Origin of the sequence: Streptomyces sp. SLBN-8D4 (assembly GCF_049739545.1) — a bacterium.
Taxonomy (GTDB): Bacteria; Actinomycetota; Actinomycetes; order Streptomycetales; family Streptomycetaceae; genus Streptomyces; species Streptomyces canus_C.
On the sequence record NZ_JBMGQC010000001.1, the window covers coordinates 174,659 to 199,955 of the forward strand.

Here is a 25,297-nt window from a genome sequence, read left to right on the forward strand (position 1 = left end):
TTCAGGCCGCGGGTCGCGTGGTGAGGCCGACGAGTTCGGCGAGCCGGATGCGGTGGTGGTCCGCGGTGCCGAACAGCACCTCGCTGCTGCGTGCCCTGCGCACGTACAGGTGTGCCGGATGCTCCCAGGTGAAGCCGATCCCGCCGTGCAGCTGGACGTACTCGGCCGTGGCCAGGCGGTAGGTCTCGGAGCAGAGCGCCGCTGCGGCGCTCGCGGCCACCGGCAGTTGCGGCGAGGCAAGGACCACGCAGGCGGTCGCGTACGCGGATGCCGAGCGTGCTGCTTCGAGAGCGACCAGCACGTCGGCCAGCCGGTGCTTGACCGCCTGGAAGGAGCCGATGGGGACGCCCGAACTGCTCGCGCCGGGCGACGAATTGCACGGTGGCGTCCAGCGCGTGGCCGCTGCCGCCGACCTGCTCGGCGGCGAGCGCGGCCCGGCCGGCATCGAGTGCCGCCGTAACCTCACCCGACTCGCCCACGGGTGTCGCCGGTGCGCCTCGGAACTCCACCAGAGCCTGGCGGCGTGTCTCGTCCAGGACACGGCGAGGTGTGCGCGGGCAGGTGTCCTCGGCGGGCTCGCAGGCGAACAGCCGGGCGCCCTCGGGCGTTTGGGCCCGGACCACGATGAGATCCGCGCCGGCTCCGTCCAGGACGAAGTCGGCCGCCCCGCGCAGCACCCACCCCGATCCCCTCCGTTCGGCGACGACGCCGGGCTCGGCCTCGTCGAACCCGGCCACCGTGGCGGTGAGCGTGCCGTTCGCGATCCGCGGCAGATAGCGCTCGCACGCCTGCTTGTCCCCGCTGTCGAGCAGGGCGTGCGCGGCGAGGACCACCGTGGGGAGCAGTGGCGCGCAGTACAGCGCACGCCCTGATTCCTCCAGCGCCACGGCCAGTTCGGCGAAGGTGTAGCCGGACCCGCCGAACTCCTCGGGAATCGCCAGCCCATGGACCCCGATCTCGCCCGCGAGCCGTGCCCACAGCGTCTCGTCGTGTCCGCGCGCGGTGGCCAGGTGCTTGCGGACGTCCTCGGGACCGCTCTCCTCGGTGAAGAAGTCCCGCAGGACCGTGCGCAGTTCCCGCTGTTCCTCGGTCTCGGACAGCAGCTGGGGGTTGATGTCGGGGTGACGGTGGTGCATGGGGTCTCCATCGTGCTCGGGTGGCGGAGAGGGAGTGGGTGACCGGACGGGGGCTGAGGTCAGCCGGCGGAGCCGCGCGTCCCGGGTCCGGTGCCGTAGGGAATGTTCCTGGTGACCGACTCGGGAAGCTGTTGGCTGGGGTCGATCGAGATCGTCTTCGTCTGCAGGTACTCCTCCACGGCGTAGGGACCGTGCTCGCGGCCGATCCCCGACTTCTTGAATCCGCCGAACGGCGAGCCCAGGTCTGCGGCGAACGTGTTGACGGAGAACGTGCCCGCGCGCACGCGTCGGGCGACGTCGAAGCCGTGTGCCGCGTCCGCCGTGAAGACGGAGCCCGAGAGCCCCAGGTCGCTGTCGTTGGCGATGCGGACGGCGTCGTCCTCCCCGCGGTGGAGGATGAGCGAGGCGACGGGTCCGAAGATCTCCTCTCTGGAGACCCTCATGTCGTTGTGGGCGTCGGTGACGAGGGTCGGCTCGTAGTACCAGCCGCGCTCCAGGTGCGAGGGCCGGCGGCCACCGCAGGCGATGGTCGCGCCCTCCTTGCGTGCTGTGTCCACGTAGTACTCCACGCGTTCCCGCTGGCGGGCGGTGACGAGCGGACTGACCACCGTGTCGGCTTCCATGGGGTCGCCGATTTTGAGTGACGCGTAGCCGTCGGCCAGGGCCTCGGCATAGGCGCGGTACTGGGACTCGGGAACCAGGATTCGGGACAGGGCGACGCAGCTCTGGCCCGCGTTGGTGCCGGCGGTGGCTCCGACGAGGGTGGGCAGTACGTCCTCCGGCTTGGCGTCCTCGAGCACGATGGCCGCGGACTTGCCGCCGAGTTCCAGTACGCACGGTCGGACGAGTTCTCCGCAGGCCGCGGCGATCTTGGCGCCGACCTCGGCCGAGCCGGTGAAGCTGACCATGTCCACACCGGGGTGGCGCACCAGGTACTCGGACTCCGGGGCGCGCGCAGCGACGATGTTCAGGACACCGGGCGGCAGGCCGATCTCCTCGCAGATCTCTCCGATGACGAAGGTCGCCAGCGGGTTGGGTTCGGTGACCTTGACGATGACGGTGCAGCCCGCGATCAGCGCCGGCCCGGCCTTCTGGCCGATCGCCGGGAGCGCGAAGTTGTACGCCGGGAAGCAGGCGACCACGCCGACGGGTTCCTTGACGACCAGGCTGGCACCCGCCATGGGGATGATGCTGCCTCCCGCCGACTTGCCCGCGAGCGGGGACAGGTCGCTGATACGCACCTCGGCGGTCTGCAGGCTTCGACCGATCTCGGCGGAGTAGTTGAAGCTCATGACGGGCGACACCGCCTGGTAGACCTGCGACAGGAACAGCGTGCAGCCGAGTTCTTCGGTGATCAGCTCGGCGAGCTCGGTCTGCCGCCTCTCGATTCCGTCGGCCAGCCGGGAGAGGTAGACGGCTCGTTCCGCGGGGGTGAGCCGGGGCCACTCCCCTTCGTCGAACGCACGCCGGGCCGCGGCGACCGCGGCGTCGATGTCCTCCTTCGATGCGGCCGGGACGCTCCCGATGCGCTGCTCCGACCTCGGGGAGATCACGTCGAAGCGGTCCGTGCCCGCGGCCGCTCTCCACGCCCCGTCGATGAAGAAGGCTTTGTGATCGATCGTTGTCATGTCTGGCTCCTGCGAGGGTGATGTCGGACGAACGACAAGGTCAAGTGCGGTAGGTCTGTTGGGCGGCGGTGTCCGCGGGCCGTGAGGCCGAAGACGAGGGCCGAGGCGAGGCCGCCCGCGTAAGCGCGGTGCCACAGGCCGCCGGTGTCCGATCCGGCGGCGAGGAGGCCCGGGATCGGCCGGCTGTCTTCACCGAGTACGCGGGCCCGGTCGTCGATGCGTACGCCGTAAAACGGAAAGGTGATGGCGGGGACGGTCTCGATGACGTAGTACGGCGGTTCGTCCAGCGGCAGGCGGTCCAGCGCCCGGCCGGGTGAGGGCACCGACCCTGCCGAGGCGTGCTCGTTGAAGAGCTTCACGGCGTCGCGGACGGTCTCACCGTGGTAGCCCCACTCCTCGGGCAGGCAGGCCAGTTCGTCGAGGTCTTCGGCGAGCCCGACACGGCCCCCCCGCTTGCTCGCGAGGGCGAACTTGTCGACGGCGACGGCACCCTCGACGTACGAGCCGGTGATCCAGTCGCGGAAGACGCGGGCGTCGGCGATCAGGAGGCCGCGGCTTTCGGGCTGGTCGAGCAGCGCCATGGCCGTGAGGTGGTCGCCCAGCGTCTCGTCGGCGAACCGCTCGCCCCGCAGGTTGAGGAGCAGTGCGTGCTCGCTGTAATAGAGCGACATGTCGACGAAGTCGGCCGGGTCGGCGAAGGGGATGCCGCTGGGAATGAGGTGGCCGTAGAAGCCGGCGTCGTCGTGACCGGTCGCCGCGCCGGCCTGGGTGGCCAGACGGTAACCGCCGCCGCGGCTGTGCGGGTTGGAACGGAGCTGCATCCGGTCGGCGCAGGGGTGTACGTGCGCGGCGCGGAGGGCGGGGTCGCCCTGGAAGCCGCCGGTCGCCAGGAGCGTGGTGCGGGCACGCACATGGCTGCGTGTGCCGTCGGCCGCTCTCAGGTCCGCTCCGACCACGGCGCCCCGCTCGACCACCAGCCTTTCGGTGTCGGTCTCCAGCAGCAGTTCGCCGCCGCCTTCGACGATCAGCCGCCGGCAGGTGTCGACGTAGTGGTTGGTGTCGAACTGGTGCCCGAGGCCGAAGCCGAGAACGCGTTGTGCGTCCTTGGCCGCCACGCCGAGGGAGCGGATCCAGGAGATGCCGTGGGCGAAGCGGTCCACCAGCGCGCGCTTCAACTGACGGTCTCCGCGCGGGTTGTGCTGGTCCATGACCTCGTGACTCGGGGCGGTCCACGCGTAGCCGGCGAAGCGTGCCGAACCGCCGACGTCCGTGCCGATCTCGACGATCACCACGGACAGGCCGCTCCGGACGCCGCGGGCGCCGGCGGTCAGCCCCGCCATTCCCGCACCGATGATCAGCAGATCCACACCTTCTGTGCGCACGCCGCTCTCCTCAGGGGCAAAGGGAAACCTCGCTACGGGATCCGGGCTGTGTCAGCTCTGTGGGACAGGTACGGCGGCGTCGTCCTCTCCGCCGAAGTAGGCCTGTTCGGCGCGGGCGAGGAAGGCCGGGTCGGCGGGTTCGCCCCGGACCGCGACGCCGCCCTCGTGCAGCACGACCACCTCGTGGCAGGCGGACGCGGCGCGGCCGAGGGACTGCTCCAGCAGGACGATCGTCATGCCCTCGCGGGCAAGGCGGCCGATGCGGGCGTAGACCTCGTCGACCATCGCGGGGGACAGCCCGAGTGCCGGTTCGTCGACGATCAGCAGGTCCGGCTGTGCCATCAGGGCCCGGGCGATCGCCAGGACCTGCTGCTCACCTCCGGAGAGCCCGGCGGCAGGCATTCCCATGCGCTCGCGCAGCCGTGGTGGCAGCCACTGCGTGGTCTCCGCGAGCCGCGCTCGCAGTTCGGCCCCCCGGACGCCGGCGGCATAGGCGGCGACCTCCAGGTTCTCGCGCAGGGACAGTGTCCTGAACAGGGCGCGGCCCTCGGGCACCAGCGCGGTGCGCAGGTCGCCCGCGGCGCTGCGCCGGCCCCGGGTGGGCGGCAGCGTCCCGTGCAGGATCCGGCCCAGGGTGCTCTTGCCGGCGCCGTTGGCGCCGACGACTCCGAGCACGCTGCCCCGGCGGACGGTGAGGCCGACCTCCCGCAGCGCCGTGACCCCGCCGTAGGCGTGGTCCACTGCGTCGAGATGCACGGCGGGGCTCTCAGTGCCGTCGCGGGCCGGGAGTTCGTCCCGTGTGCCGCCTTCGCCGAGGTAGGAGGAGCGCACTCGGGGGTCGTCCAGGATGTCGCCGGGGTCGCCCTCGCCGATCGGCCGGCCGAAGTCGAAGGCGACCACCCGGTGGGCGACGGCGAACAGGTCGTCGAGGACGTGGTCGATGATCACGACCGCTGTGCCGTGTTCCTGTTGCCGCACGATCTGCCGCGTCAGCAGGGTGCGCTCGGTGGCGTCGAGGCCTCCGAACGGCTCGTCCAGGATGAGCAGGCCGGGTTCCTCGGCGAGCGCCCGGGCGAGGTCGAGGCGCTTGTGCAGCCCGAACGGCAGCTCGGCCGGGTAGCGGTCCGCGACGTGCGCGAGACCGAAGCGGTCCAGGAGTTCGGCGGCCCTGTCCCGGTCGTGCGCGGTGACACGGCGCCGGGTGCAGAGCACGTTCTCCAGGACGGTCAGCTCGGGGAACGTCTCGGCGTGCTGGAAGGTACGCCCGATGCCGAGCCGACGGCGGGCGGTGGCACGGCTCTTGAGCAGGGCCTTGCCCGCGTAGTGGGCGCTGCCCGTCACCCGTCCGCCCCCGACGAGTCCGGACAGGACGTTCAACAGGGTCGTCTTTCCGGCGCCGTTGGGCCCGATGACGGCGAGGGTCTCGCCGGCCCGCACGGACAGGGACGCGCCCTCGAGCGCCTTGAGTCCGCCGAAGGTGACCGCGATCTCCTCAAGTCGCAGCACTTCGTCCGCGGTTGCCGCCGGTGCCGGCACACGCTGCGGGGACTCGTGCGACGGCTCCGCCGGTGCCGCGGGGCGCGCGGACGGACGTCGCAGCAGCCGGCGCGCCGTCCGTCCGAGGAAGAGCACCACTCCGCCCGGCAGGAACAGCAACGCGGCGATGAGGACGACCCCCTGAAGGATCGGCTGCGCCACTCCCGCACTTTCGGCCACCGTAGGGGCCCAGGTCAGGTAGGCGCCGCCGACGACGGCGCCCAGCAGCGTGCCCGCGCCGCCGAGCACGCACGCGGAGATGAGCGCTATCGCCAGGGCCAGGGAGAAGGGGTCGGGGCTGACGAATCCGACGACCAGGGCGAGCAGCACACCCGCGACAGCTGCGAACACGGCACTGACGGCGAAGGCCAGCGCCGACTGGGCCTCCGGTGCGATCCCGATCGAACGGGCGGCCATCGGATGGGACTTGGCGGCGACCAACCGCATCCGCAGGGCACTGGGCCGGGCCACCGCGGCCACGGCGAGCGCGATCCCCGCAGCGCCCACCGCCAGGTACTGCGCCTGGGTTCCGGCGCTGGCCAGTGTGCCGAGACCCAGGGCGCTGTGCAGTTTCTCCATCGGAATGCCCTGGTCACCGCCGGTCACGCCGGTCCACTGGCCCATGACTTCCAGCGACACCATGGTGAAGGCGAGCGTGAGCAGCGCGACGTACAGCATCGAGAAGCGGGCCCCCGCGGCCCCCAGGAAGGCCCCGAAGGCCGCGGCACACGTGGTCGCGCCGAGCAGCACGAGCTCCAGTGACCAGCCGTGCGTGCTGCCGTATGCCGCAAAGTAGGCACCCAGGGCGAAGAACGCGGGGTGGGCGATCGACCAGATGCCGGCCCATCCGGCGAGCAGGTTCACCGAGAGGACGAGGATCGTGTAGACGGCCGCGAGGCCCACCGAATACGCCTGGTAGGGCGGGATGGCCCCGGTGTTCAGCACGACGAGCAGCACTGCCGCGGCGAGCGGCCCGAGCGCCGCCCTGGCGACGGTGGAGCGACTGGCGAGGGACAGGGTGGAACGGCTGGCGAGGGAGTTGGTGGAACGACTGACGAAGGACATGTACCGCTCCCTCAGACCCGCTGGAAGGTACGCACGCCGAACAACCCCTGCGGGCGGATCAGCAGCACGAGGATGGTGAACGAGAAGACGAAGGTGTCGCGGTAGCCGGCCGAGACATAACCTGCGGCCAGGTTGTCCAGCACACCGACGGTCAGTCCGCCGATGACGGCCCCGTACATGCTGGTCAGTCCGCCGAGGAAGATCCCGGCGAAGGCACGGAACAGCGGCGCGCTGAGCACGGTCGGCACCAGTCCGGCCCGGGGCGCGTAGAGGAGGGCGGCGAGCGCCGCGAGGCCTAGCCCGAGCGCCCAGGCGATCCGGGCGATGCGCTGGGATCCCAGGCCGAGGATCCGTGCCGTGTCGGCGGACTCGGCGACGGCACGCATCGCGGTACCGATGCTGGTGCGTCCGAAGAGATACGCCACCAGGGCCATGGCGACGGCGGCCACCGCGATGGTCAGCAGGCTCTGTGCCGGTACGGCGGCGCTCCCGAGCGAGACGGAGCCCTCCACCAGGCTCGGGAAGAGCCGTGGCTGGTCGTCCCAGATCGTGCTGATGGCGCTCTCCGCGATGAGCGAGACGCCCATGGTCATGACGAGCGCCGAGAGGAGTTCGCCCTGTGCGAGCGGTCTGATCACCGCTTCCCGGGCGACCAGGCCGACCGCGGCGGTCGTGACGATCGCGGCCGCGGCGGCCGGCAGCAGGGGCAGACCGCGTTCGTTCAGCGCCAGCGCCGCGTACAACCCGACGGTCGCCAGGCTGGCGAGGGCGAAATTGACCACGTCGGTCGCCCTGTAAATGATCACCAGCCCGAGGCCCATCAGGCCGTACACCGCACCACTGGCGAGACCGCTCACCAGGATGAGCAGGAACTGATCCACGTCGACCGTCTCCTCGCACCCAGACCCGCGCGCCCGACGCACTCAGCGACACCCACGCGTATTGCGAACTGAACTCAATTCATGAACCGTAAGCAACAGGCCGAGGAGGGGCAATACCCGTGCACAAGCTGATTCGACCGCTGTCGACCACGGAAAGTCGCGGTCGGCAACCCGCGGCCCGGTCAGGCCGTGAAACGGCCCCCGTTGGCCAGCAGCACCGCGCCGACCAGGTTCGCCGCGGCATCGCTCGCGAGGAACAGGGCGATGTCGGCGATCTCCGCGGGCGTCGCGTAGGGGCGCACCCGGGGGTCGGCGAAACCGGTGCGCAGGATCTCGGGTGTGCGCGCCGCCATCCCGGTCTCCGTCGGGCCGGGCGCGACCACGTTCACCCGGATCCCGGACGCGATGACCTCCTTGGCCACCGCCTGGCTCAGCGCGTGCACCCCGGCCTTGGACGCCGCGTAATGGGGATAGCCGACGGGGGTGTCGAAGGCCGACGAGGAGCCGATGACGACGATCGCACCCGCTCCCACCGGCCGCATCGCCCGTACCGCGGCCCGCAGCACATGGAAGGTGCCGTCCAGGTTGACGCTCGTGACGCGCCGCCAGGCCGCGTCGTCGAGCCGGTCGGTCACCTGGACGGGCCGCCCCTCGACGAGGGCGTCCGCGATGAGCTGCTTGGCCTGCGGGTCGTCTACGCCCGCGGCGTGCACGACGACGTCCAGCCGCCCGTGCTCGCTCAGTACGTCCTCGACGACCGCGTCGACCGCGGCGGCGTCCGCCACGTCGAGCGACGCCGCACGGCCGGCCGCCAGCTCCTTCGCGACGGTCTCGGCCCCCTCACGGTCCACGTCCGCGACGACCACGGCCCGCGCCCCCTCGGCGGCCACCTGCCTGGCGACCGCGGCCCCCATCCCGGAGGCGGCACCCGTCACCAGGACGACGCTGCCCTCGAACCGGGCCCCTCGCTCATTCCCGTCCATCCCGTGCACTCCCTCTCGGCCGCGTTGCGGCGTCCACTCAATCGTTACTGAACTGACTTCACCTCTGTTACCGTCACCATCGGCCAACTGACAAGACCCGGGACGGTGTGCATGCAAGCGGTGCGGCTTACTGAATGGGGACGCGAACCGGCGCTCGCCGAGGTGGAGCGCCCAATCCCGCGCGGGACCGAGGTGCTGGTGCGGGTCGAGGCCGCGGGACTGTGCCAGTCCGACCTCCATGTCGTCGACGCGGCCGAGGGAGCACTCCCCTACCGGCCACCGTTCACCCTCGGCCACGAGGTCGCGGGGCATGTGGCGGCCCTCGGTCCCGACGCCGAAGGAACGGCGGCAGGTGAACGCGTGGTGGTCTACGGCCCGTGGGGATGCGGAACCTGCACCCGCTGCGCCGCCGGTCGGGACAACTACTGCGACCACCGGGGCGACCTCGGCTGGCACGGGGCCGGGCTCGGCCGGGACGGCGGGATGGCCGAGTACCTCCTCGTCCCCTCCGCCCGCCATCTGGTGCCGATCGGCGACCTGCCCGCCACGCAGGCGGCGCCGCTCTCCGACGCGGGCCTCACGTCGTATCACGCCCTCGCCGGAGTGCGGCACGCGCTCGACGGGAGCAGCGTCGTGCTGGTCATCGGTGTCGGCGGACTGGGGCACCTGGCCGTCCAGATGGTGCGTGCGACCACCTCGAGCCGGGTGCTGGCGGTCGACATCCGCGAGGAGGCGGTGGACCTCGCTCTGCGGTCCGGCGCGCATCTAGGCGTCCCGATGGGCGCGGACACGGCCAAGGCACTCGGAGCGGAGACCGGCGGCGTGGGAGTCGACGCCGTACTCGACTTCGTCGGCAACGAGGCGACGTTCGCCCTGGCCGTCCAACTGCTGCGCCCCGGCGGGGAACTGGCGGTGGTCGGCAGCGGCGGCGGCCGACTGACCGTCCGCAAGCCGGGCTTCCTTCCCGCGGGCTTCCGGCTCTCCCTGCCGTTCTGGGGCACCCGCCCCGAACTCGCCGAGGTCATCACCCTGGCCCGCGCGGGCTCACTCCACGTCGAGACGGAGCGGTTCCCCCTGTCCGCGGCACCCGAGGCGTTCGACCGGCTGCGCCAGGGGCGGGTGCGAGGCCGGGCGGTTCTGCTGCCCGGCTGACACGTGCCTCCTGTCTCCCTGCCCGTCGACACCGGTTGACGAGACGCGATCAATCGTGTGCACGACTGTTGCCTGCCGGACCCCACACGCTTACATTCACCTGAACTGAACTCAGGTTGCACGGCATAGAGGCGCGGCGTGAGCCGTAGCCCGGTCGACAGGAGAAGTGCCATGAGTCGTCGCAGAACCAGTTCCAAGGGCCGCACCCGCGCTACCACAGCCCTGTTCACCACCGCCGCTCTCCTCGCCCTGGCGGCGTGCGGCGGCAACGCAGACGCCGGGACCTCGGCCAAGGCGGCCGGCGGCAACACCGCTGGTGTCAAGGCGGCCGAGCAAGTCCTCGCCCAGTACTCGAAGCGCCCGACGAGCATCGGCATCACGCAGCCGGTGGGCAAGCCGGTCCCCGCCGGCAAAAAGATCGACTTCATCCTGTGCGGTGTGCAGTCCTGCCAGGACCTGGCGAACTACTTCACCGAGGCCGCCAAGGTGCTCGGCTGGAGCGTCAACAAGATCCCCACCCAGGGCACCCCGCAGTCGGTACAGGCCGCCTGGACGCAGGCCGTGCGCGACAAGCCCGACGCGGTCATCGCCTCCGGATTCCCGCGCAGCGTGTTCGCGAAGCAGTTGAAGCAGCTCAAGGACATGGACATCCCCGTCGTAGAGTCCTCCACGGACGACACCGCGGGCGACGGCATCAGCATGCTCATCGACGGGCCCGACGTCGTGGACATCGAGGGCAGGATCATGGCCTCCTGGGTGACCTCCGACAGCGGAGGCGACGCCGACACCGTCTACTTCGACATGCCGACGTACGGCATCCTCAAGCCGGTCGCCGACACCTTCCGCAGCGACTACGAGAAGTGGTGCGCGGGTTGCGGCTATGACAAGGTCGACGTGCCGATCAGCGCCATCGGCAAGGACATGCCGGACCGGGTGGTCTCCTACGTCCGCGCGCACCCCAAGGTCACCCACATCGTCTTCTCCCTCGCCCTGCTCAACGTCGGCGTGCCGGCCGCGTTGCGGGCCGCCGGACTGCAGAACAAGGTCCACACGATCGTCAACGTCGGCGAGTCCACGAACTACCAGTACATCGACTCGGGTCAGACACAGGCCGCCGTCGCGTTCAACAACATCGAGAACGCGTGGGCGCAGGCCGACGGGCTGGCACGCCACTTCACCGGCCAGTCGATGAAGGTGACGCAGGACGCCCAGCTGCCGTTCATGCTCATCGACAAGGACAACCTGATCTCGACGAAGACGCAGTTCCCGCTCGTCGAGGACTACCAGGCACAGTTCAAGAAGCTGTGGGGCAAGAGCTGACGTCCCTTCCGGACGCCCCCATCACATCACTGACGCTTCGCAGTACTGAAGCTACTTCAGCTTGACTCACGAGCCGATCGCGCGACAAGGCGCATATGGGAGTCACCGCATGTCCACACAGCTGCTCCATCTCATACGTTCCCGCCCTGAGGAGAGGGACCTGACCGTCCCCGAGCGTCCGCGAGTGGAGGTGGCCGCGCGATGGGCGACGTGATCGAGGCCGACTGGGTGGTCGTCGGCGGTGGCAGCGCGGGATGCGTGCTGGCCGCCAGGCTCAGCGAGGACCCCGCCCAGCAGGTCGTGCTCCTGGAGGCCGGACCCGACTGGCGGTCCGCCGAGGCCCCGCCCGAGATGCGCAGCATGAACGGCTGGCGGGCACTGGACGAGACGGCGTGCGCACCGTTTCAGTGGCCGGGTCTGGAGTCGCGGCGCAGCACCGCTCAAGAGCGCCGTCCGCATGTGCGCGGCCGGGGTCTTGGCGGCTCGTCGTCGGTGAACGGAATGATCGCCATCCGTGCGCTGCCCGACGACTACGACCGCTGGGCGTCCTACGGCTGTCCCGGCTGGTCGTACGAGGAGATGCTGCCGTACCTGCGGCGCATGGAGAGCGACGCGGACTTCGGCGACCGCCCCCACCACGGCGCCCACGGTCCGATCCCGGTACAGCGGCTCGGTCGCGAGGCGTGGGGGCCGGCCGACCACGCGCTCGCCGAAGCCGCGCTGGGCCTCGGCCACCCGTGGTGCGACGACCACAACGGGCCCACCGGCACCGGCGTTTCGCCCTACGGCATCAATGCCCGCGACGGCGCCAGGGTCACCGCCAACGACGGCTATCTGGAGCCCGCCCGGCAGCGGCCGAACCTGCGGATCGTGGGTGACGCGACGGTCGACCAGGTGATCGTCGAGGGCGGCCGCGCGGTGGGGGTGCGGGTGCGCGTGGAAGACACTTGGACGCAGGTCCGCGCCGCGCGGGTCGTGCTCTGCGCCGGGGCCGTGCACTCCCCCTCGATCCTGCTGCGTTCCGGCATCGGACCGGGCGGCCGGGTGGCGTCGCTGCCGGTCGGTGAGGGCATGCAGGAGCACCCGCTGGCCCTGTTCTGGCTCCACCAGCGCCCCGAGGCACGGCCCGGCCTGAACGAACGGCAGACCAACTGCTGTCTGCGCTACTCATCCGATCTCGCGGGCGCGAGCGAGAACGACATGATGATCGTGTCGATCAACCAGACCCTCGCCCTGCCCGACCTGAACGACTCGCACCTGGTGGCCGACGGGGCCCGCGGCACCTGGGGCGGTGCGGGCGGCGGCCACGCCTCGGGCGGTCCGGGACTGCTGTGCCTGTGGGCCAACCAGGAGTTCTCCCACGGCACCCTGCGCCTCGCCTCACCCGACCCGGACGTCCACCCCGTCATCGAACAGAACCTGCTGAACGACCCCGGGGACCTGACACGGATGCGGGACGGCGTCCACCGCTGCCTGGAGCTGGTCCGCTCCGGTGCGTTCGACGCCGCCTTCGAGCACATCGCCGTCGACCTCGCCGGCACGGGCACCGACGCGCTCACGGACGACGCCGCCATCGACCGGTGGCTGCTGGAGACGATCGGCGACACCGGACACATCTGCGGCACCTGCCGCATGGGAGCGCCCGACGACCCGCGCACGGTGGTCGACCCGGCCGGCCGCGTGCTCGGCGTCGAAGGGCTGTGGGTCGCCGACGCCTCGGTCTTCCCCGAGGTGCCGAGGGCCAACACCAACCTGCCGACCATCGCCGCCGCGGAACGGCTCGCGGACCTCATGACAGGTCGCACGAACCCGACCGCCGCCGTCGAGGGCCTGGCCGTACAGGGCGGGTCGTGATCGGGATGGCGGAAGTGATGACAAACCCGGTACTGAGCATCACCGGACTGTCCAAGCGTTTCGGCGGGACCCAAGCGCTGAGCGACGTCGATCTGGACATCGCTCAGGGCGAGATCCACGCCCTGGTCGGCCCCAACGGCTCCGGCAAGTCGACCCTCATCAAGATCCTCGCCGGTTACCACCAGGCCGACGCGGGAGCCGAGGCCCGGCTGGACGGTGAGCCCTTCGACCTCGGCTCGGACCACGACCGGCTGCGCTTCGTCCATCAGGAGCTGGGCCTGGTGGGCGAGTTGAGCGCGATGGACAACCTGGCGCTCAGCCGGGGCTTCGCCCGCAGCCGCCTCGGCAACATCCGCTGGCGCGAGCAGGAGCAGCGCACCGTGGAACTTGTCCACCGATTCGGCCTGGACATCGACGTGCGCCGCCCTCTCGTGGACGCCACGCCTGTGCAACGCACGGTGGTGGCCGTCGCCGCCGCGCTCCAGGGCTGGGAGGCCGACCAGGGCCTGCTGGTACTGGACGAACCGACCGCCGTACTCCCGCCGGGCGAGGTCGGCAAGCTCCTGGACATCGTGCGGGAGGTGCGGCGGGGCGGGGCGAGCGTGCTGTATGTCTCGCACCGCCTCGACGAGATCTTCCAGGTGGCGGACCGGGTGACCGTCATCCGGGGCGGCCGGCGCATCGCCACCCGGCCCGTGCGGGGGCTGACGCCGCAGAGTCTCGCCTCCCTCATGGCCGGCGAGGCGACCGAGCGTTCCGCCGAGCGCCCGAAGGTCTCGACGACACCGCGTTCCGACGAACTCGCCTTGGAGGCCCGGGAGATGACCGGCGGTCCGCTCCGGGGGCTCGGGTTCTCCCTGGCTCGCGGTGAACTGCTCGGTATCACCGGGCTCGCCGGTTCCGGTCACGACGTGCTGCCGTACGTCGTGACCGGCGCCTGGCCCGGTGACGTAGAAGGGCAGTTGCGCTGTCCCGCCCGGTCGCCGGAGTGGTCCGACGCCTCCCGCGCCACCCGCCTCGGCATCCCCCTGGTGCCCGGCGACCGGGCCGCCCACGGTGTGATCGCCGATTTCAGTGTCGCCGAGAACCTCACGCTGCCGCTGCTGTCCCGGCTCCGTACGGGGCGGCGCATCCTCGACGGCCGACGCGAGGCCGCAGTCGTCGACGACTGGGTGGAGCGGGTCGGGATCCGTGCCGCCGGCCGTGACGCCCCCATCACCACACTCAGCGGAGGGAACCAGCAGAAGGTCGTCATGGCCCGCTGTCTGGCCCTCGAACCCGAGGTGCTGGTGCTGTGCGAGCCGACGGCCGGTGTCGACATCGCCACCCGGCTCCAGCTCTACGACCTGATCAAGGAGCAGGCGGCCCAGGGGCTCGGCGTCATCGTCTCCTCGTCGGACGTGGGCGACCTGCTCGCCCTGTGCACCCGGGTCCTCGTACTGCGCGACGGCCAGGTCGTACGGGAGATCGCCGGCGACGCCATCACCGAGCCGACGCTCGTCCATGCCATGGAAGGAACCGAATGATGAGCACCACCGCCGCCGGCCCCACCGGCACCGGCCCGTCCGTCGGCGAGCCGACCGAGGCGCCACCCGCCTCGCCGCCGACTCGACCCCCGCTGGGACGCCGTACGCTGACCGGTCTGTCCTTCACGAACATCGGCGCGGTCTACGTGTGGATCATGATCATCGTGGTGTTCTCGTTCTGGGCGCCGGACACGTTCCCCACCTGGCAGACATTCCAGCAGGTGCTCAACAGCAACGCGGTGACCGGCCTGGTCGCGTTGAGCGTGGTGCCGCCGCTGGCCGCGCGCGTCTTCGACCTCTCGATCGCCTACACGATGTCACTGACCGGAGTCATCACCGCCAAGGTGATCATTTCCACGGACATCGGCGCCGGAGGCGCGATCGCCCTCGCCATGGGCACCGCCCTGGTGATCGGCGTGATCAACGGAATCGTTGTGGTGACACTGCGGGTCGACTCGTTCATCGCGACTCTGGCGACCGGGTCGCTCATCCAGGCCTTCATCACGATGTTCACCGACGGCACGTCGATCACCGGCGTCAAACTCCTGCGTGACCCCTTCGCGAGCATCGGGCAGAAGAGCGCGGGCGGCTTCACCATCCCCGTGCTCTACCTCCTGGTGGTGGCGATCGCGCTGTGGTTCGTCCTCGAGCACACCGCGAGCGGGCGCCGCCTGTACGCGACGGGCTTCAACTCGGACGCCGCACGCCTGCAGGGCGTACCCACCGACCGTCTTCGTTTCCTCACCCTCGTCGCGTCCTCGGGGATCGCCGGAGGCGCGGGCGTCGTCTTCGCCTCGCAGATCGGCTCGGGCTCCCCCGAGGCCGGCACGCCCTATCTGCTGTCGTCGTACGCCGCCGCCTTCGTCGGCGCCACCCAGCTCCGCGCGGGCCGCTTCAACTCCTGGGGCACGGTCATCGCGATCCTCCTGCTGGGTACCGGGACGGTGGGCCTCGGCCTGGCGACCTCTGCCCAGTGGGCTCCCAGCCTGTTCACCGGTCTCGTCCTGATCGTCGCCCTCGTCGTCACCGGCGGACGGCTCGGCCTCCGCACCCGCCTGACCCGGCGCCGCGCGCCACGTAAGGAGGCCGCCTGAGTCATCGCCGCGATCAGGCTGTGCGGCCGATGTGGCGGGGCGGCTTTCCGTGTGGCGGGGCGGCTTTCCGTGTGGCGGGGCGGCTTTCCGTGTGGCGGGGCGGCTTTCCGTGGGGCGGGGGGTGGAGAGCGGGCAACTCAGCCGTTCGAACCGGCATCCAGGGCATGGGCGGCCGTGTACCGGCCCGCTCGAAGCACGCCGTCTCCCAGCCCTCCGGCGAACCAGGTCGGCAGGGGGTGTCCGGGAACCAGGGCCTTCGAAGTCACGCCGGAGCATCGAGAGCTGGGCGGCGAGCACGCGTCTTCTCCTTGCCCGTCACATACGCGGAGGGACGCACACCTGGGGTGCAGCCGCCCGTGCGGCGGATCGTCGACTTCAGGTTCGCCTGCGTGACCACCGGAGAGATGGCGCCTGGCGTGCCCAGGCGGGGTCTTCGGGGGGCTCGCCGTGCTCCAAGCGGTTGCGGCACGAGCCGGCGGGCGGCTGCTGCCGCACCGTGTAGTGCTTCCGCGGGCACGCCCCCACCGCTGCCGGGCGCCCTGATCCGGCAGGCGCGCCGGGCGCAGGGTTCTGAGTCCCGGGCTGTGTCGGTTGCCGAGTTGGACGGACGAACAGTCCGTCATCAGCAGGCAGGCGAGCAGGTCGGGCGGTAGGGCACTGCGGACAGGAGGCATGCCGATCCTTCACGGACAGGCGACGGTTGGGCAGATGCTCCCCCCGTCACCGCCTGGCCCTACCGCGGGGTGCGGTGCAAAGGCGCACCATGGCCCTGGAGGGAGAACAAGCAGCAGGCAGTGATGGACTGCAGCGCCGCCGTCGTCCAGGCCGAACCACTCGGTGGGCCGTGCGAACGTCTCGGTGCCGATCCGGACCCGGCGAGTGGTGAGCCTCTTCAGCGTTGTCGCTCCAGGGTGAGGATGGCTTTTGCGATTGCCGTCATGCGGCTCGGGAGCCGGCGGAAAGTGACGGCATGTCAGTTGCACAGCACAGAGAGGCCGTCTGATTACCCGGGCAATGCCAGGTCACGGCCGTGGTCGCGGATGCTTCTGCACGGTCGGCGGGGTGCGCAGTTCGCCGTGCACCGCCCAGGCCACCGACACCATGGGCACCGCCACGACCGCACCGACCACGCCGGCCAGGATGGCGCCGGCGATGACGGAGACGGCCACGACGACCGGGTGCAGCCGGACCGCCCAGCTCATCACCAGCGGATGCAGGACGTGGCCCTCGATCTGGCCGACGATGACGATCAGCGCGAGAACCACGATCGCGATGACCGGCCCGCGCGTCGCCAGGGCGACCACCGTGGCCACGCCCAACGCGATGGGCGATCCCACCAGCGGGACGAACGCGGCGAAGAACTCCAGCAACGTCAGCGGCAGGGCCAACGGCACCCGCAGCACGAACAGCGCGACGCCGACCAGCACCGCGTTGCTGGCCGCCACGATGACGATGCCCCGCGTGTACCCGGCGAAGGTCCGCCACGCGGCACGGCCCGCGCGGTTGAACGGGTCCCGCGCCGGCTGCGGCAGCAACTCCTGGAACCAGCTCCAGAACCGGTCGCCGGAATGGACGAAGAACAGGGAGCAGAACAGCGCGAGCACCCCCGCGGTCAGCACCTCCACGAGCCGTCCGGCACCGCTCACGGCGCTGCTGATCAGCACGGAGCGATGCTGGGAGACGAAGGAGTTCAGCTTGTCCTGAAGGTTCGACGTCACCGCGGGACTCACATGGAAGGGAGGTCCCTGCAGCCACCGTTCGATACGCCCGACGCCCCCGCTGAACTCCTGCCCCAGCCGGCCCCACTCGCTCGCCACCAGTTCGCCGACCAGCGCCAGCAGCCCGAGGAGCACCAGCAGGCTTCCCACGACACTCACCACCACCGCCAGGGTCCGCGGCAGCCACCGCGCCAGCAGATCGGCGAGGGGACGCAGTACGGAGGTGACGACCAGGGCGAGGAACAACGCGACAGCGACCAGCTGCAGACGTCCCAGCAGCACGAAACCCGCGTACACGGCCGCCCCGAGCACCAGCAGCCGCCACGCGTAGGCGGCACCCACCTTCAGCCCGTGGCTGACGGTCACGCCGTCCACGGCCGGGCGCACCGCCGTCGCAGCCCTGCGCGCGACCGCCACCGTCCCGACTCCGCGCGCAGGTCGGCTGCCGAGCACGACGTACCGCATCCGCCGCGGACCACGACTGGCGCCACTATCGCCGCCGGGGCCCGCGCCCGGACGTCGGCGCGACCGCCGCAGGGCGTCGCTCACCTGCACTTCACCGCCTCACGTCATAGAAACCACGCAGCTACGTGTCCCCAGAGCAGCCGACTTCTAAAAACGCATCCCCCATCTGCCCCGGACGGCGCCGGCCTGGCAGACCGCGGCTGTCGCGAATACCTCGTCGGCCACGCTGACCGGCTCGGCATCGACCTTGAAATCGTCCGGCGAACCCCGGGCACCCGCGGCTTCACCGTGCGGCCACGCAGGTGGGCAGGGAGAGAACACTCGGCTGGCTGATGCTCCACCGCCGCCTGGCACGCGACTACGAAGCCCTCCCTGCTCGCTCCACTGCCATGATCTACCGGTCGCACAAATATCGGCGCACCCGCAGCCGGACGATGACCCGGCCTGAGCCCAACGGCCGCTCATCCAGGGAGCGTTGATACGTGCTGTGCACGCGGTGGGCCTGCTTGCGGCAGCTCGGGCACCGGCCTGGACGGGCCGTCGACACCGCCTCCACCACCAGGATGCCGGAGGAGTCGCTCACCCCCTCCACCCGCACATCGATCCCGGGAACAGCACATCCTCAACCGCCTTGCTCGCCACGGCAGGAAGTACGCTGCCGAAACGATCCCGTGTCCCTACCGCTGACCTGGCGATTCACGGAACTGCGGCCAGAGCAGCGAAAACGGCCAAGTCCGCTCAAGCTTCCCACTTGGTTGCGCCTGCATCGAAGTCGGAATCGCCGTCCGGCGCGCGCAGAAGAAGTCATGCCGTGTTCTTGGTCCGAGCTGGCAATCGGGGGGTCACGGCCGTTTCTCGGCTCGGCATCGACATGGCCAATGCGCGAAGGGCTGGAATCCCTGCTGTCATCGCGGGAGGGTGAGGGTTCCGGATCTTTCGAGGAGGCTTACGTGGCGCGGGAGCGGGTGGTACTGGGGGAAGTGCTCGCGGCGGCCGCGGCGCCGGTGGAATCCCTGGACGTGGTGGCGCGCGACCTGCGCGAGCGGTTCGGCGCGCGGTACGTGTCCTTCCTGTTCCTCGATCTGATCGGCCAGGGCGTGGTGCGGGTGGCGGAGGAGGCCACCACCCTGCGCGGGCGCAGCACCGAACGGATCCAGCTCACCGGCAGCCTCTACGACCAGGTCCTGCGCACCCAGAAGCTGGTCCGCGCCCCGGACGACGCCGACGGGCACGGGCACCGCGTGATCGCCCCCGTCACCAACCGTGGCGACGCCATCGGCTTTCTCGAACTCTCCCTGCCCGAAACCCGTGATGTCAGCGACGACATGCTGCAGGAGGTGGAGCAGGCGGCTCACGCCCTCGCCTACATCGTGGTCACCGACCGCCGCTTCACCGACCTCTACCACTGGGCCCAGCGCACCGCCCCCGTCAGCCTGCCCGCCGAGATCCAACGGCAGCTCCTGCCCACCGCCCCCTCCTGCGAGGCCCCCCAGTTCACCCTGGCCTGCGCCCTGGTGCCCGCCGAGAGCGTCGCCGGAGACACCTACGACTACGCCCTGGACCGCGAGACCCTGCACCTGTCCCTGACCGACGCCATGGGTCATGACCTCAACGCCGCGCTCATCGCCACCATTCTCGTCAACGCCTCCCGAGGCGCCCGCCGCGTTGCAGCCCCCTTGGTCGAGCAGGCCGGCTGCGCCCACCACTCCCTTCTCCAGCAGCGGCCCAGGGTCCTGGCCACGGGCCAGCTTCTGCGGATCCCACTGGATGGAAGCGGAGCGCAGCTCGTCAATGCCGGCCACCCGCGCCCGCTGAGGCTGCGCGAGGGCACCGTCGAAGAAGTGCTCCTGCGCGCCGATCTGCCCTTCGGGGTCGAAGGGCAGGGCCGGTACCGGCTGCAGGACATCGACCTGCGCCCCGGTGACCGGCTGGTGCTCTACACCGACGGGATGCAGGAACGCCGCGCGCAATCCGTCGACTTGCCCGCCCTCATGGCCGCCACCACTACCGAGCATCCGCGCGAGGTGGTACGCGCCCTGGTCGCAGCCGTCACCGACGCCTGTGACGGCAAGCTCCAGGACGACGCCACCGTGATGTGCCTGGACTGGCACGGCCCCACCGCCAGGGGACGCCAAGCCCACGCCGGCGCCAACATCTGAAACGGCCACCCCACATCTAGGAGCACCGGGCCGCCCCGCGCCTGCCGTTGGTGTCTCAGTCGCGGGGCGTGGCCGGCTCGGCGCCCCGCTGCCGTGGGTGGACCGCCAGGAATCCGCGGCCGGGGCCCGGGCTCAGGGAAGGTCACGATATGGCGCCGGTGAGAGTCACCGAGGAAGTATCCCGGCGCCTGCAACGACGTGCGACACATTTACCGATCGGCTCCCTCCTCAGGTTGGAAAGGGCTCAATGCCTCTGACTGCCGGGGGGCGACTCCTTGCGACAGTGAGTGCCTGCTCGATGCAACTTGGCGCCGTTAACTAGCCATTGTCCGTCGAGCAGGGCGGGAGTCTGCGTGACGTCGTTGAGTCACAAAGCCACAACAGGTCCCCATTTTGTGGGTGCGTTTACTCCTTCAGTAGCCCGCGGAAGATTTCTGAAGTAGGTGCTGGGGTATTCGGATTCGCCGGGTGCAAGGTTGAGGTCTTGACGCGGAGGCACTGCATGCGGCGCTGACGGCGCCTGGGACACGTACGGCATCGGCGACACCTGCGAGCACGAGCATCCCGAACTCGCGGCGGGCGTCTGAGGACCCCGGGCCGGGCGGCGAACGCAGCCACGGCGCCGCCGGGCCCGGCACGGACACCTCTATCCGTCTGTCCGCCATGAGGGAGGCCCGGTTGGTCTGGCGCCCCGAACACCGTCGCGTCTCCGCCGCCAGCCAGACCTGCCGTCGAAGAAGGAGCGCGGCCAGCTGCTGCGAGGCCTCTCCAGCAACGCGTTCCGCGCCACCCGCCCTTGCATCACCGCCAAGCCTCGCCGTCTTCCGCCCCGAGGCGCGCGGCGGCGCAGCCCACGCCCCGCTTCACGTCGCTGCGCCCCCCCAGATGCTCAGCCGGACACCACCTCTCCTCCGAAACCCAGTTCGGCCAGCGTGTGGCGTCCTCCACCGGATGAATGCGGATGTCGTGCGCGTCGGCAGGTAGACCCATTGCGGGACTACGAGGGCACGAGGGGAAGGTCGTCGGTATAGGCGTTGACCGGCGGCGAGATGCGGCGGATGGTTCGGACATCGAGGGCGCCGGCCGCGGACTTCGTGCCGAGCACGCCGACGGGGTGCCAGGTACCGGTCACCGCCAGCCAGGTGTTGGCCGGCGGAGCCGTGGGTCCGTACACGCGGACCTTGACGGGGCGTGCATCGGCTGCGCAACACGTGAAGATGATCCGGGTCAGATCCCACGCACCGCCCTGTCCGACCGGTGTGACGAAGCCGGTCAACTGGATGGTGCGGCCCTTGATGGCCGTTTCGCGGTCCTGTTGGACGCGGGTGGTGAAGTCCGTGAGGGTCATGGGTAGCGGCGAGGTGGCGGGCAGTGGATCGAACTTCTTCCGCTCCTTGACCACTGAGCCACTGGAACGTCCCGCGGTGTACGCGCCGAGGGCCGGCGGGGCGTAGAAGGCGAGACTGAGGGCGGGCAGGAACAGCAGCCATGCGACACGGGGAGCCGTGTGGTGATGGTGGCCGTGAGCATGGCTGTGATGTTCGTTGTGATCCTTGTCCATGGCCGCGCCCGCCAGGGCGAGGAGCAACAGCAGCGCCCCGGAGGCGATCAGCAAGGGGCGCAGCCCCTCTTTGACATAGCGCAGGCAGAGGTCGGTGAACAGGGTGGAGTGCAGCAGGCCGAGGCCCATCAGGGCCAGCAGCACCACCTGTGCGTGGCGTTTCACAGCAGTGCACCTCCGATCAGGGCACTGGCGGCAACCGCCACGACGGTGGTGGCCGAGGAGAAGCGCCAGGCGAAGGCCCGGCCGAAGGTGCCCGCCTGCAGGGCGATCAGTTTCAGGTCGACCATGGGGCCGACGACCATGAACGCCAGCCGGGCGGTCGGCGAGAAGCCGGTGAGGGAGGCTGCGACGAAGGCGTCGGCCTCCGAGCACACGGCGAGTACGACAGCGAGGGTGGCCAGGAACAGGACCGACAGCCAGACCGAACCGGAGAAGGTGTCGAGGACGGAGCGCGGTACGGCCACATTGAAGGTCGCGGCTGCCATCGCGCCGAGTACGAGAAAGCCACCGGCGTGCAGGAAGTCGTGCTGGAAGCCGAGACGGAACTCCCTCCATCGGCTGCCGCCGGGCTGATGCCCGGTGTGCCGTACCGCGGCTCGCAGCCACTCCTCCTTGCCCAGCCAGAGCCAGAGCCACCCCATCACCGCGGCGGTGGCCAGAGAAGCGAACAGCCGGGCCACGACCATGGCCGGATTGCCCGGAAAGGCCACCGCCGTCGCGGTCAGCACCACGGGGTTGATCGCCGGCGCGGAGAGAAGAAAGGCGAAGGCCGCCGCCGGAGTCACCCCACGTCGGATGAGGCTGCTCGCGACGGGCACGGACGCGCACTCGCAGCCCGGCAGGACCGCTCCGGCCACACCTGCCACCGGTACGGCCAGGGCAGGACGCCGAGGCAGCATCTTGCTGAACAGGCCAGCCGGCACAAAGGCGTTGATCGCACCGGACAGGGCGGTGCCCAGCAGCAGGAAGGGCAACGCCTGCACGGCGATGGCCAGGCAGACGGTCCGCCACGCGGCGACGGCCGGCCGCTCCAGCCACGAGGTACCGACGAGGGCGAGCACCGCCGCCAGGCCGATCGCCGCCAGGACAACGACCACGAGAGGCCAGGGCAGTGCCCTGCCTCGCAGTGCCCCGGACGACGAAGTCCCCTCGACGGACGGGATGACCCCACTAGCCATTTCATCCGTTTTCATATATTTACCCCGAAAGTCAGCTTTGTGGGCAAAGGTAAGCACTGAATACGGATATGACCGGGCGTACACGCCGCCACATGGCGATGCTTTGAACGGGGCAAGACCCCCTTCAGGAGCCCGCTCCGCAGCCGATGGGCAAAGCCTGAGTGGATCACGGGTATCCCGCACGCGGACGGTCTCCGCGTGCGGGATCGGGTGCTTCCTTCGGGAGGGTCAGCTGGTCGTCAGGGCGGTGTCGTCCACGACGAAGCTGGTCTGGAGGGAGGAGTCCTCCACTCCGTTGAACTTCAGGGTCACGGTGGAGCCGGCGTACGAGGACAGGTCGAAGGACTTCTGGGCGTATCCGGAGGCCTTGTTGAGGTTGGAGTAGGTGGCCAGGGTGGTCGAGCCCGCGGTGACCGTCAGCTTGTCGTACGCGCTGCTGGTCGAGGTCTCCGCGGTGTCGATGTGCAGGTAGAAGGTGAAGGTGGCCTTGCAGCCGCTCGGCACGGTCACCGACTGGGAGAGCGTGTCGGTGTGCGCGGAGCCGTAGCCGTCCAGCCAGGCGTAGTAGGAACCGGCGTGTGCCGCCTCGCTGGTGGAGTTGGTGATGACCCCGCTGGACCCGGTCCAGGTGGTGTTGCCCGACTCGAAGCCGGCGTTGCCGAGCAGCTGGGTCGAGGTGCAGGTGCCGCTGCCGGAGCCGACGGTCCAGGTGAAGGACGTCGAGCCGGAGGCGCCGGTCGAGTCACTCGCGGTGACGGTGACCTGGTAGGTGCCCGCGGTGGACGCCGTTCCCGTGATCTTGCCGGTCGAGCTGCTGATGGACAGGCCGGTCGGCAGCCCGGAGGCGCTGTAGGTGAGGGTGGCGCCCGCGCTGTCGCTCGCGCTGATCTGCAGGCTGACCGAGCCGCCGGTCGTCGTGGACTGGCTGCCCGGGTTGGTGACGGTCACGGTGTTGCCGGTGCTGGTGCCCGCGGTGAAGGCGGTGGTGCCGTTGGGGGTGCCCCAGCCGGTCGGGCCGTCGTAGCCGGTGGTCGCGGTGCAGAAGTACGAGGGGGAGCAGGAGCCGTTGTTGCCGCTGGTCACGTCGTACAGGTTGCTGGTGTGGGAGTAGGGGTACTTCGCCGGGTAGTCGCTGGAGCCCGGTGTGCCCGCGAGGGCGTAGACGCCGGCGACGATCGGCGCGGAGGCGCTGGTGCCGCCGTAGACCGCCCAGCCGGAGCCGCCGTAGGTGTCGTACACGGCCACACCGGTCGCCGGGTCGGCGACCGCGGAGACGTCGGCTTCCATCCGCTTGGTGCACCCGGTGTCGGTCTGCCAGGTCGGCTTGGCGTCGTAGGCCGAGCAGCCGGAGCCGGTGCCCTCGGTGGAGCTGGTCTTCCACACGGACTCGGTCCAGCCGCGGGAGTTGGAGGACGTGGACAGGGCGGTGCCGCCGACTGCGGTCACGTACTGGGAGGTCGCCGGGTACTCGGCACCGTAGGCGGAGTCACCGGAGGAGACGGTGATCGCGACACCCGGGTGCTTGAAGTACGAGGTGTCCTCGCTGGTCTGGGAGGAGGCTTCGGCGCCGCCCCAGCTGTTGGAGACGAACTTGGCGCCGAGCGAGACGGCCTCGTTCTCGGCGATGCCGAGGTCGGTGTCGTTGGCGGAGTTGGCCTCGACAAGGGTGATGTTGCAGTTCGGGCAGACGGCGCTGACCATGTCGATGTCGAGGGCCTCCTCGCCGGCCCAGCCGCTGTCGTTGGTCGGCAGCGAGGTGGTCGAACCGGTCTGGCTGACCTGCTTGAAGCAGCCGTTGGCCTTGGTGCAGGCCGACAGACCGTAGGTGGAGCGGTAAGTGGCGAGGTCCGACTCCGCGTTGGGGTCGTTGTAGGCGTCGACCACGGCGACCGTCAGGCCGCTGCCGCCGCTGGTGGGCAGGTTGTAGGCGCTGTGCAGGTTGGCCGGGGAGAGGCCGGAGGGGGCCGCGGCGGCGAGCGCCGAGGCGAGGCGCTGCTTGATGTCGGTGCGGCGCTGGGCGAAGCAGGACGCGTGGCCCGGCTCGGCGGTGGCGCACAGATGAGTTGTGGGTACCTTCTGGCCCGCGTTGCCGGTGGAGTGGAAGGTCTGACGCGCGGGGTCGGTCAGCGCCTTGTTGTTCTGCGTGACCTTGGTGGCGTGCGGGTGGACGGCAGCGGCCTGGGCGCCGGCCGTCGGTGCCGCGACGAGTCCGGCGACGGTAAGGGCGAGGGCCGGGAAGGAGACGGCGAGAAGTCTTCGCAGACTCCGTCTCCGCTTGTTCAGACGTGACTCACGCATGGGGTTCTGCCTCCGTTGACGTGGGGATGCGCACTGGATTGGCAGGCCCGTGACGCGCGTAGCGGCGGCGAAACCGCGCAGCCATGAGCATGACATTCAACTGACCCGACATGCCGATGAACATGACATGACAGGGTGCGAGAGGAACGTAAATCCGAGGCGGCCGAACCGGCAGGTACGCAAGGAATTCTTTGCTCCGCCATAGGACGAGAATGGCCACTTCATTGGAGGTATCTGGGGCGGGCTTGGCCCAGAGCAGAGACTCAGGCCGGCCGGCCCCGGAGGCGGACTCCGCAGCGTCTCGAGGACCTCTTCAGTGGTGGCTCATCCCGACCGCCGCGCCCGTCTCCGACCATCC

General features: G+C 70.3%; 17 protein-coding genes and 2 pseudogenes. 7 read left to right on the forward strand and 12 right to left on the reverse strand.

The annotated features are described in order from the left end of the window. Position 1 precedes the first annotated feature (1 nt). The 7 genes and pseudogenes from RKD20_RS00825 to RKD20_RS00855 all read right to left on the reverse strand — a co-directional run bounded on the left by RKD20_RS00825 (position 2) and on the right by RKD20_RS00855 (position 8,611). Positions 2-445, reverse strand: a complete 444-nt coding sequence (locus RKD20_RS00825) for an acyl-CoA dehydrogenase family protein (RefSeq protein ID WP_424883108.1) — start codon at positions 443-445, stop codon at positions 2-4. Between the two features lie 367 nt (positions 446-812). Further along, positions 813-1,136, reverse strand: a pseudogene (locus tag RKD20_RS00830) (acyl-CoA dehydrogenase family protein); the annotation flags it as partial. A gap of 59 nt (positions 1,137-1,195) precedes the next feature. After that, a complete protein-coding gene (locus RKD20_RS00835; RefSeq protein WP_424875892.1) occupies positions 1,196-2,764 on the reverse strand; it encodes an aldehyde dehydrogenase in 1,569 nt (522 codons plus the stop codon). Next, positions 2,761-4,146, reverse strand: a complete 1,386-nt coding sequence (locus RKD20_RS00840; protein WP_424875893.1) for an FAD-dependent oxidoreductase — start codon at positions 4,144-4,146, stop codon at positions 2,761-2,763. The genes RKD20_RS00835 and RKD20_RS00840 overlap by 4 nt, the downstream gene beginning before the upstream one ends. Positions 4,147-4,197: 51 nt before the next feature. Further along, positions 4,198-6,747 carry an ATP-binding cassette domain-containing protein gene (locus RKD20_RS00845; RefSeq protein ID WP_424875894.1) on the reverse strand — a complete coding sequence of 850 codons (2,550 nt, stop codon included), beginning with the start codon at positions 6,745-6,747 and terminating at the stop codon, positions 4,198-4,200. 11 nt (positions 6,748-6,758) lie between these two features. Next, positions 6,759-7,628 carry a branched-chain amino acid ABC transporter permease gene (locus tag RKD20_RS00850; RefSeq protein ID WP_424875895.1) on the reverse strand — a complete coding sequence of 290 codons (870 nt, stop codon included), beginning with the start codon at positions 7,626-7,628 and terminating at the stop codon, positions 6,759-6,761. Positions 7,629-7,810: 182 nt separating this feature from the next. Continuing rightward, positions 7,811-8,611: an SDR family NAD(P)-dependent oxidoreductase gene (locus RKD20_RS00855; protein WP_424875896.1), complete on the reverse strand. Its 801-nt coding sequence runs from the start codon at positions 8,609-8,611 to the stop codon at positions 7,811-7,813. 162 nt (positions 8,612-8,773) lie between these two features. Here RKD20_RS00855 and RKD20_RS00860 point away from each other — a divergent pair, with 162 nt between their 5' ends. From RKD20_RS00860 to RKD20_RS00880, 5 genes are all read left to right on the forward strand, one after another. Further along, positions 8,774-9,763 carry an NAD(P)-dependent alcohol dehydrogenase gene (locus tag RKD20_RS00860; RefSeq protein WP_424875897.1) on the forward strand — a complete coding sequence of 330 codons (990 nt, stop codon included), beginning with the start codon at positions 8,774-8,776 and terminating at the stop codon, positions 9,761-9,763. Positions 9,764-9,934: 171 nt separating this feature from the next. Beyond that, positions 9,935-11,083, forward strand: coding sequence for a substrate-binding domain-containing protein (locus RKD20_RS00865; RefSeq protein WP_424875898.1), 1,149 nt, complete (start codon positions 9,935-9,937; stop codon positions 11,081-11,083). A gap of 201 nt (positions 11,084-11,284) precedes the next feature. Beyond that, positions 11,285-12,937 carry a GMC family oxidoreductase gene (locus RKD20_RS00870; protein WP_424875899.1) on the forward strand — a complete coding sequence of 551 codons (1,653 nt, stop codon included), beginning with the start codon at positions 11,285-11,287 and terminating at the stop codon, positions 12,935-12,937. 17 nt (positions 12,938-12,954) lie between these two features. Further along, the gene (locus RKD20_RS00875) at positions 12,955-14,463 is read left to right on the forward strand and encodes a sugar ABC transporter ATP-binding protein (protein ID WP_424875900.1); all 1,509 of its coding nucleotides are present in this window, start codon (positions 12,955-12,957) and stop codon (positions 14,461-14,463) included. Beyond that, positions 14,463-15,557, forward strand: coding sequence for an ABC transporter permease (locus RKD20_RS00880; protein ID WP_424875901.1), 1,095 nt, complete (start codon positions 14,463-14,465; stop codon positions 15,555-15,557). The genes RKD20_RS00875 and RKD20_RS00880 overlap by 1 nt, the downstream gene beginning before the upstream one ends. A 1,022-nt stretch (positions 15,558-16,579) precedes the next feature. Here the strand turns inward: RKD20_RS00880 and RKD20_RS00885 are convergent. Beyond that, a complete protein-coding gene (locus RKD20_RS00885) occupies positions 16,580-17,740 on the reverse strand; it encodes an AI-2E family transporter (protein WP_424875902.1) in 1,161 nt (386 codons plus the stop codon). A gap of 192 nt (positions 17,741-17,932) precedes the next feature. Here RKD20_RS00885 and RKD20_RS00890 point away from each other — a divergent pair. Then, positions 17,933-18,219, forward strand: a pseudogene (locus RKD20_RS00890) (IS5 family transposase); the annotation flags it as partial. Here the strand turns inward: RKD20_RS00890 and RKD20_RS00895 are convergent. Further along, positions 18,135-18,338, reverse strand: a complete 204-nt coding sequence (locus tag RKD20_RS00895) for a transposase family protein (RefSeq protein ID WP_424875903.1) — start codon at positions 18,336-18,338, stop codon at positions 18,135-18,137. The pseudogene RKD20_RS00890 and the gene RKD20_RS00895 sit on opposite strands and share 85 nt — an antisense overlap. Before the next feature lie 352 nt (positions 18,339-18,690). On the opposite strand from RKD20_RS00895, the gene RKD20_RS00900 reads away from it, so the two are divergent. After that, entirely contained in the window at positions 18,691-19,899 is a 1,209-nt protein-coding gene (locus RKD20_RS00900; protein ID WP_424875904.1) for a PP2C family protein-serine/threonine phosphatase, read from the forward strand. A 997-nt stretch (positions 19,900-20,896) separates the two neighbouring features. Here the strand turns inward: RKD20_RS00900 and RKD20_RS00905 are convergent. The 3 genes from RKD20_RS00905 to RKD20_RS00915 all read right to left on the reverse strand — a co-directional run bounded on the left by RKD20_RS00905 (position 20,897) and on the right by RKD20_RS00915 (position 24,939). After that, the gene (locus RKD20_RS00905; RefSeq protein ID WP_424875905.1) at positions 20,897-21,625 is read right to left on the reverse strand and encodes a TIGR03943 family putative permease subunit; all 729 of its coding nucleotides are present in this window, start codon (positions 21,623-21,625) and stop codon (positions 20,897-20,899) included. Continuing rightward, positions 21,622-22,641, reverse strand: coding sequence for a permease (locus RKD20_RS00910; RefSeq protein ID WP_424875906.1), 1,020 nt, complete (start codon positions 22,639-22,641; stop codon positions 21,622-21,624). Before RKD20_RS00910 ends, RKD20_RS00905 begins: the two co-directional genes overlap by 4 nt. Before the next feature lie 228 nt (positions 22,642-22,869). Beyond that, a complete protein-coding gene (locus RKD20_RS00915; RefSeq protein WP_424875907.1) occupies positions 22,870-24,939 on the reverse strand; it encodes a putative Ig domain-containing protein in 2,070 nt (689 codons plus the stop codon). Positions 24,940-25,297 lie beyond the last annotated feature (358 nt).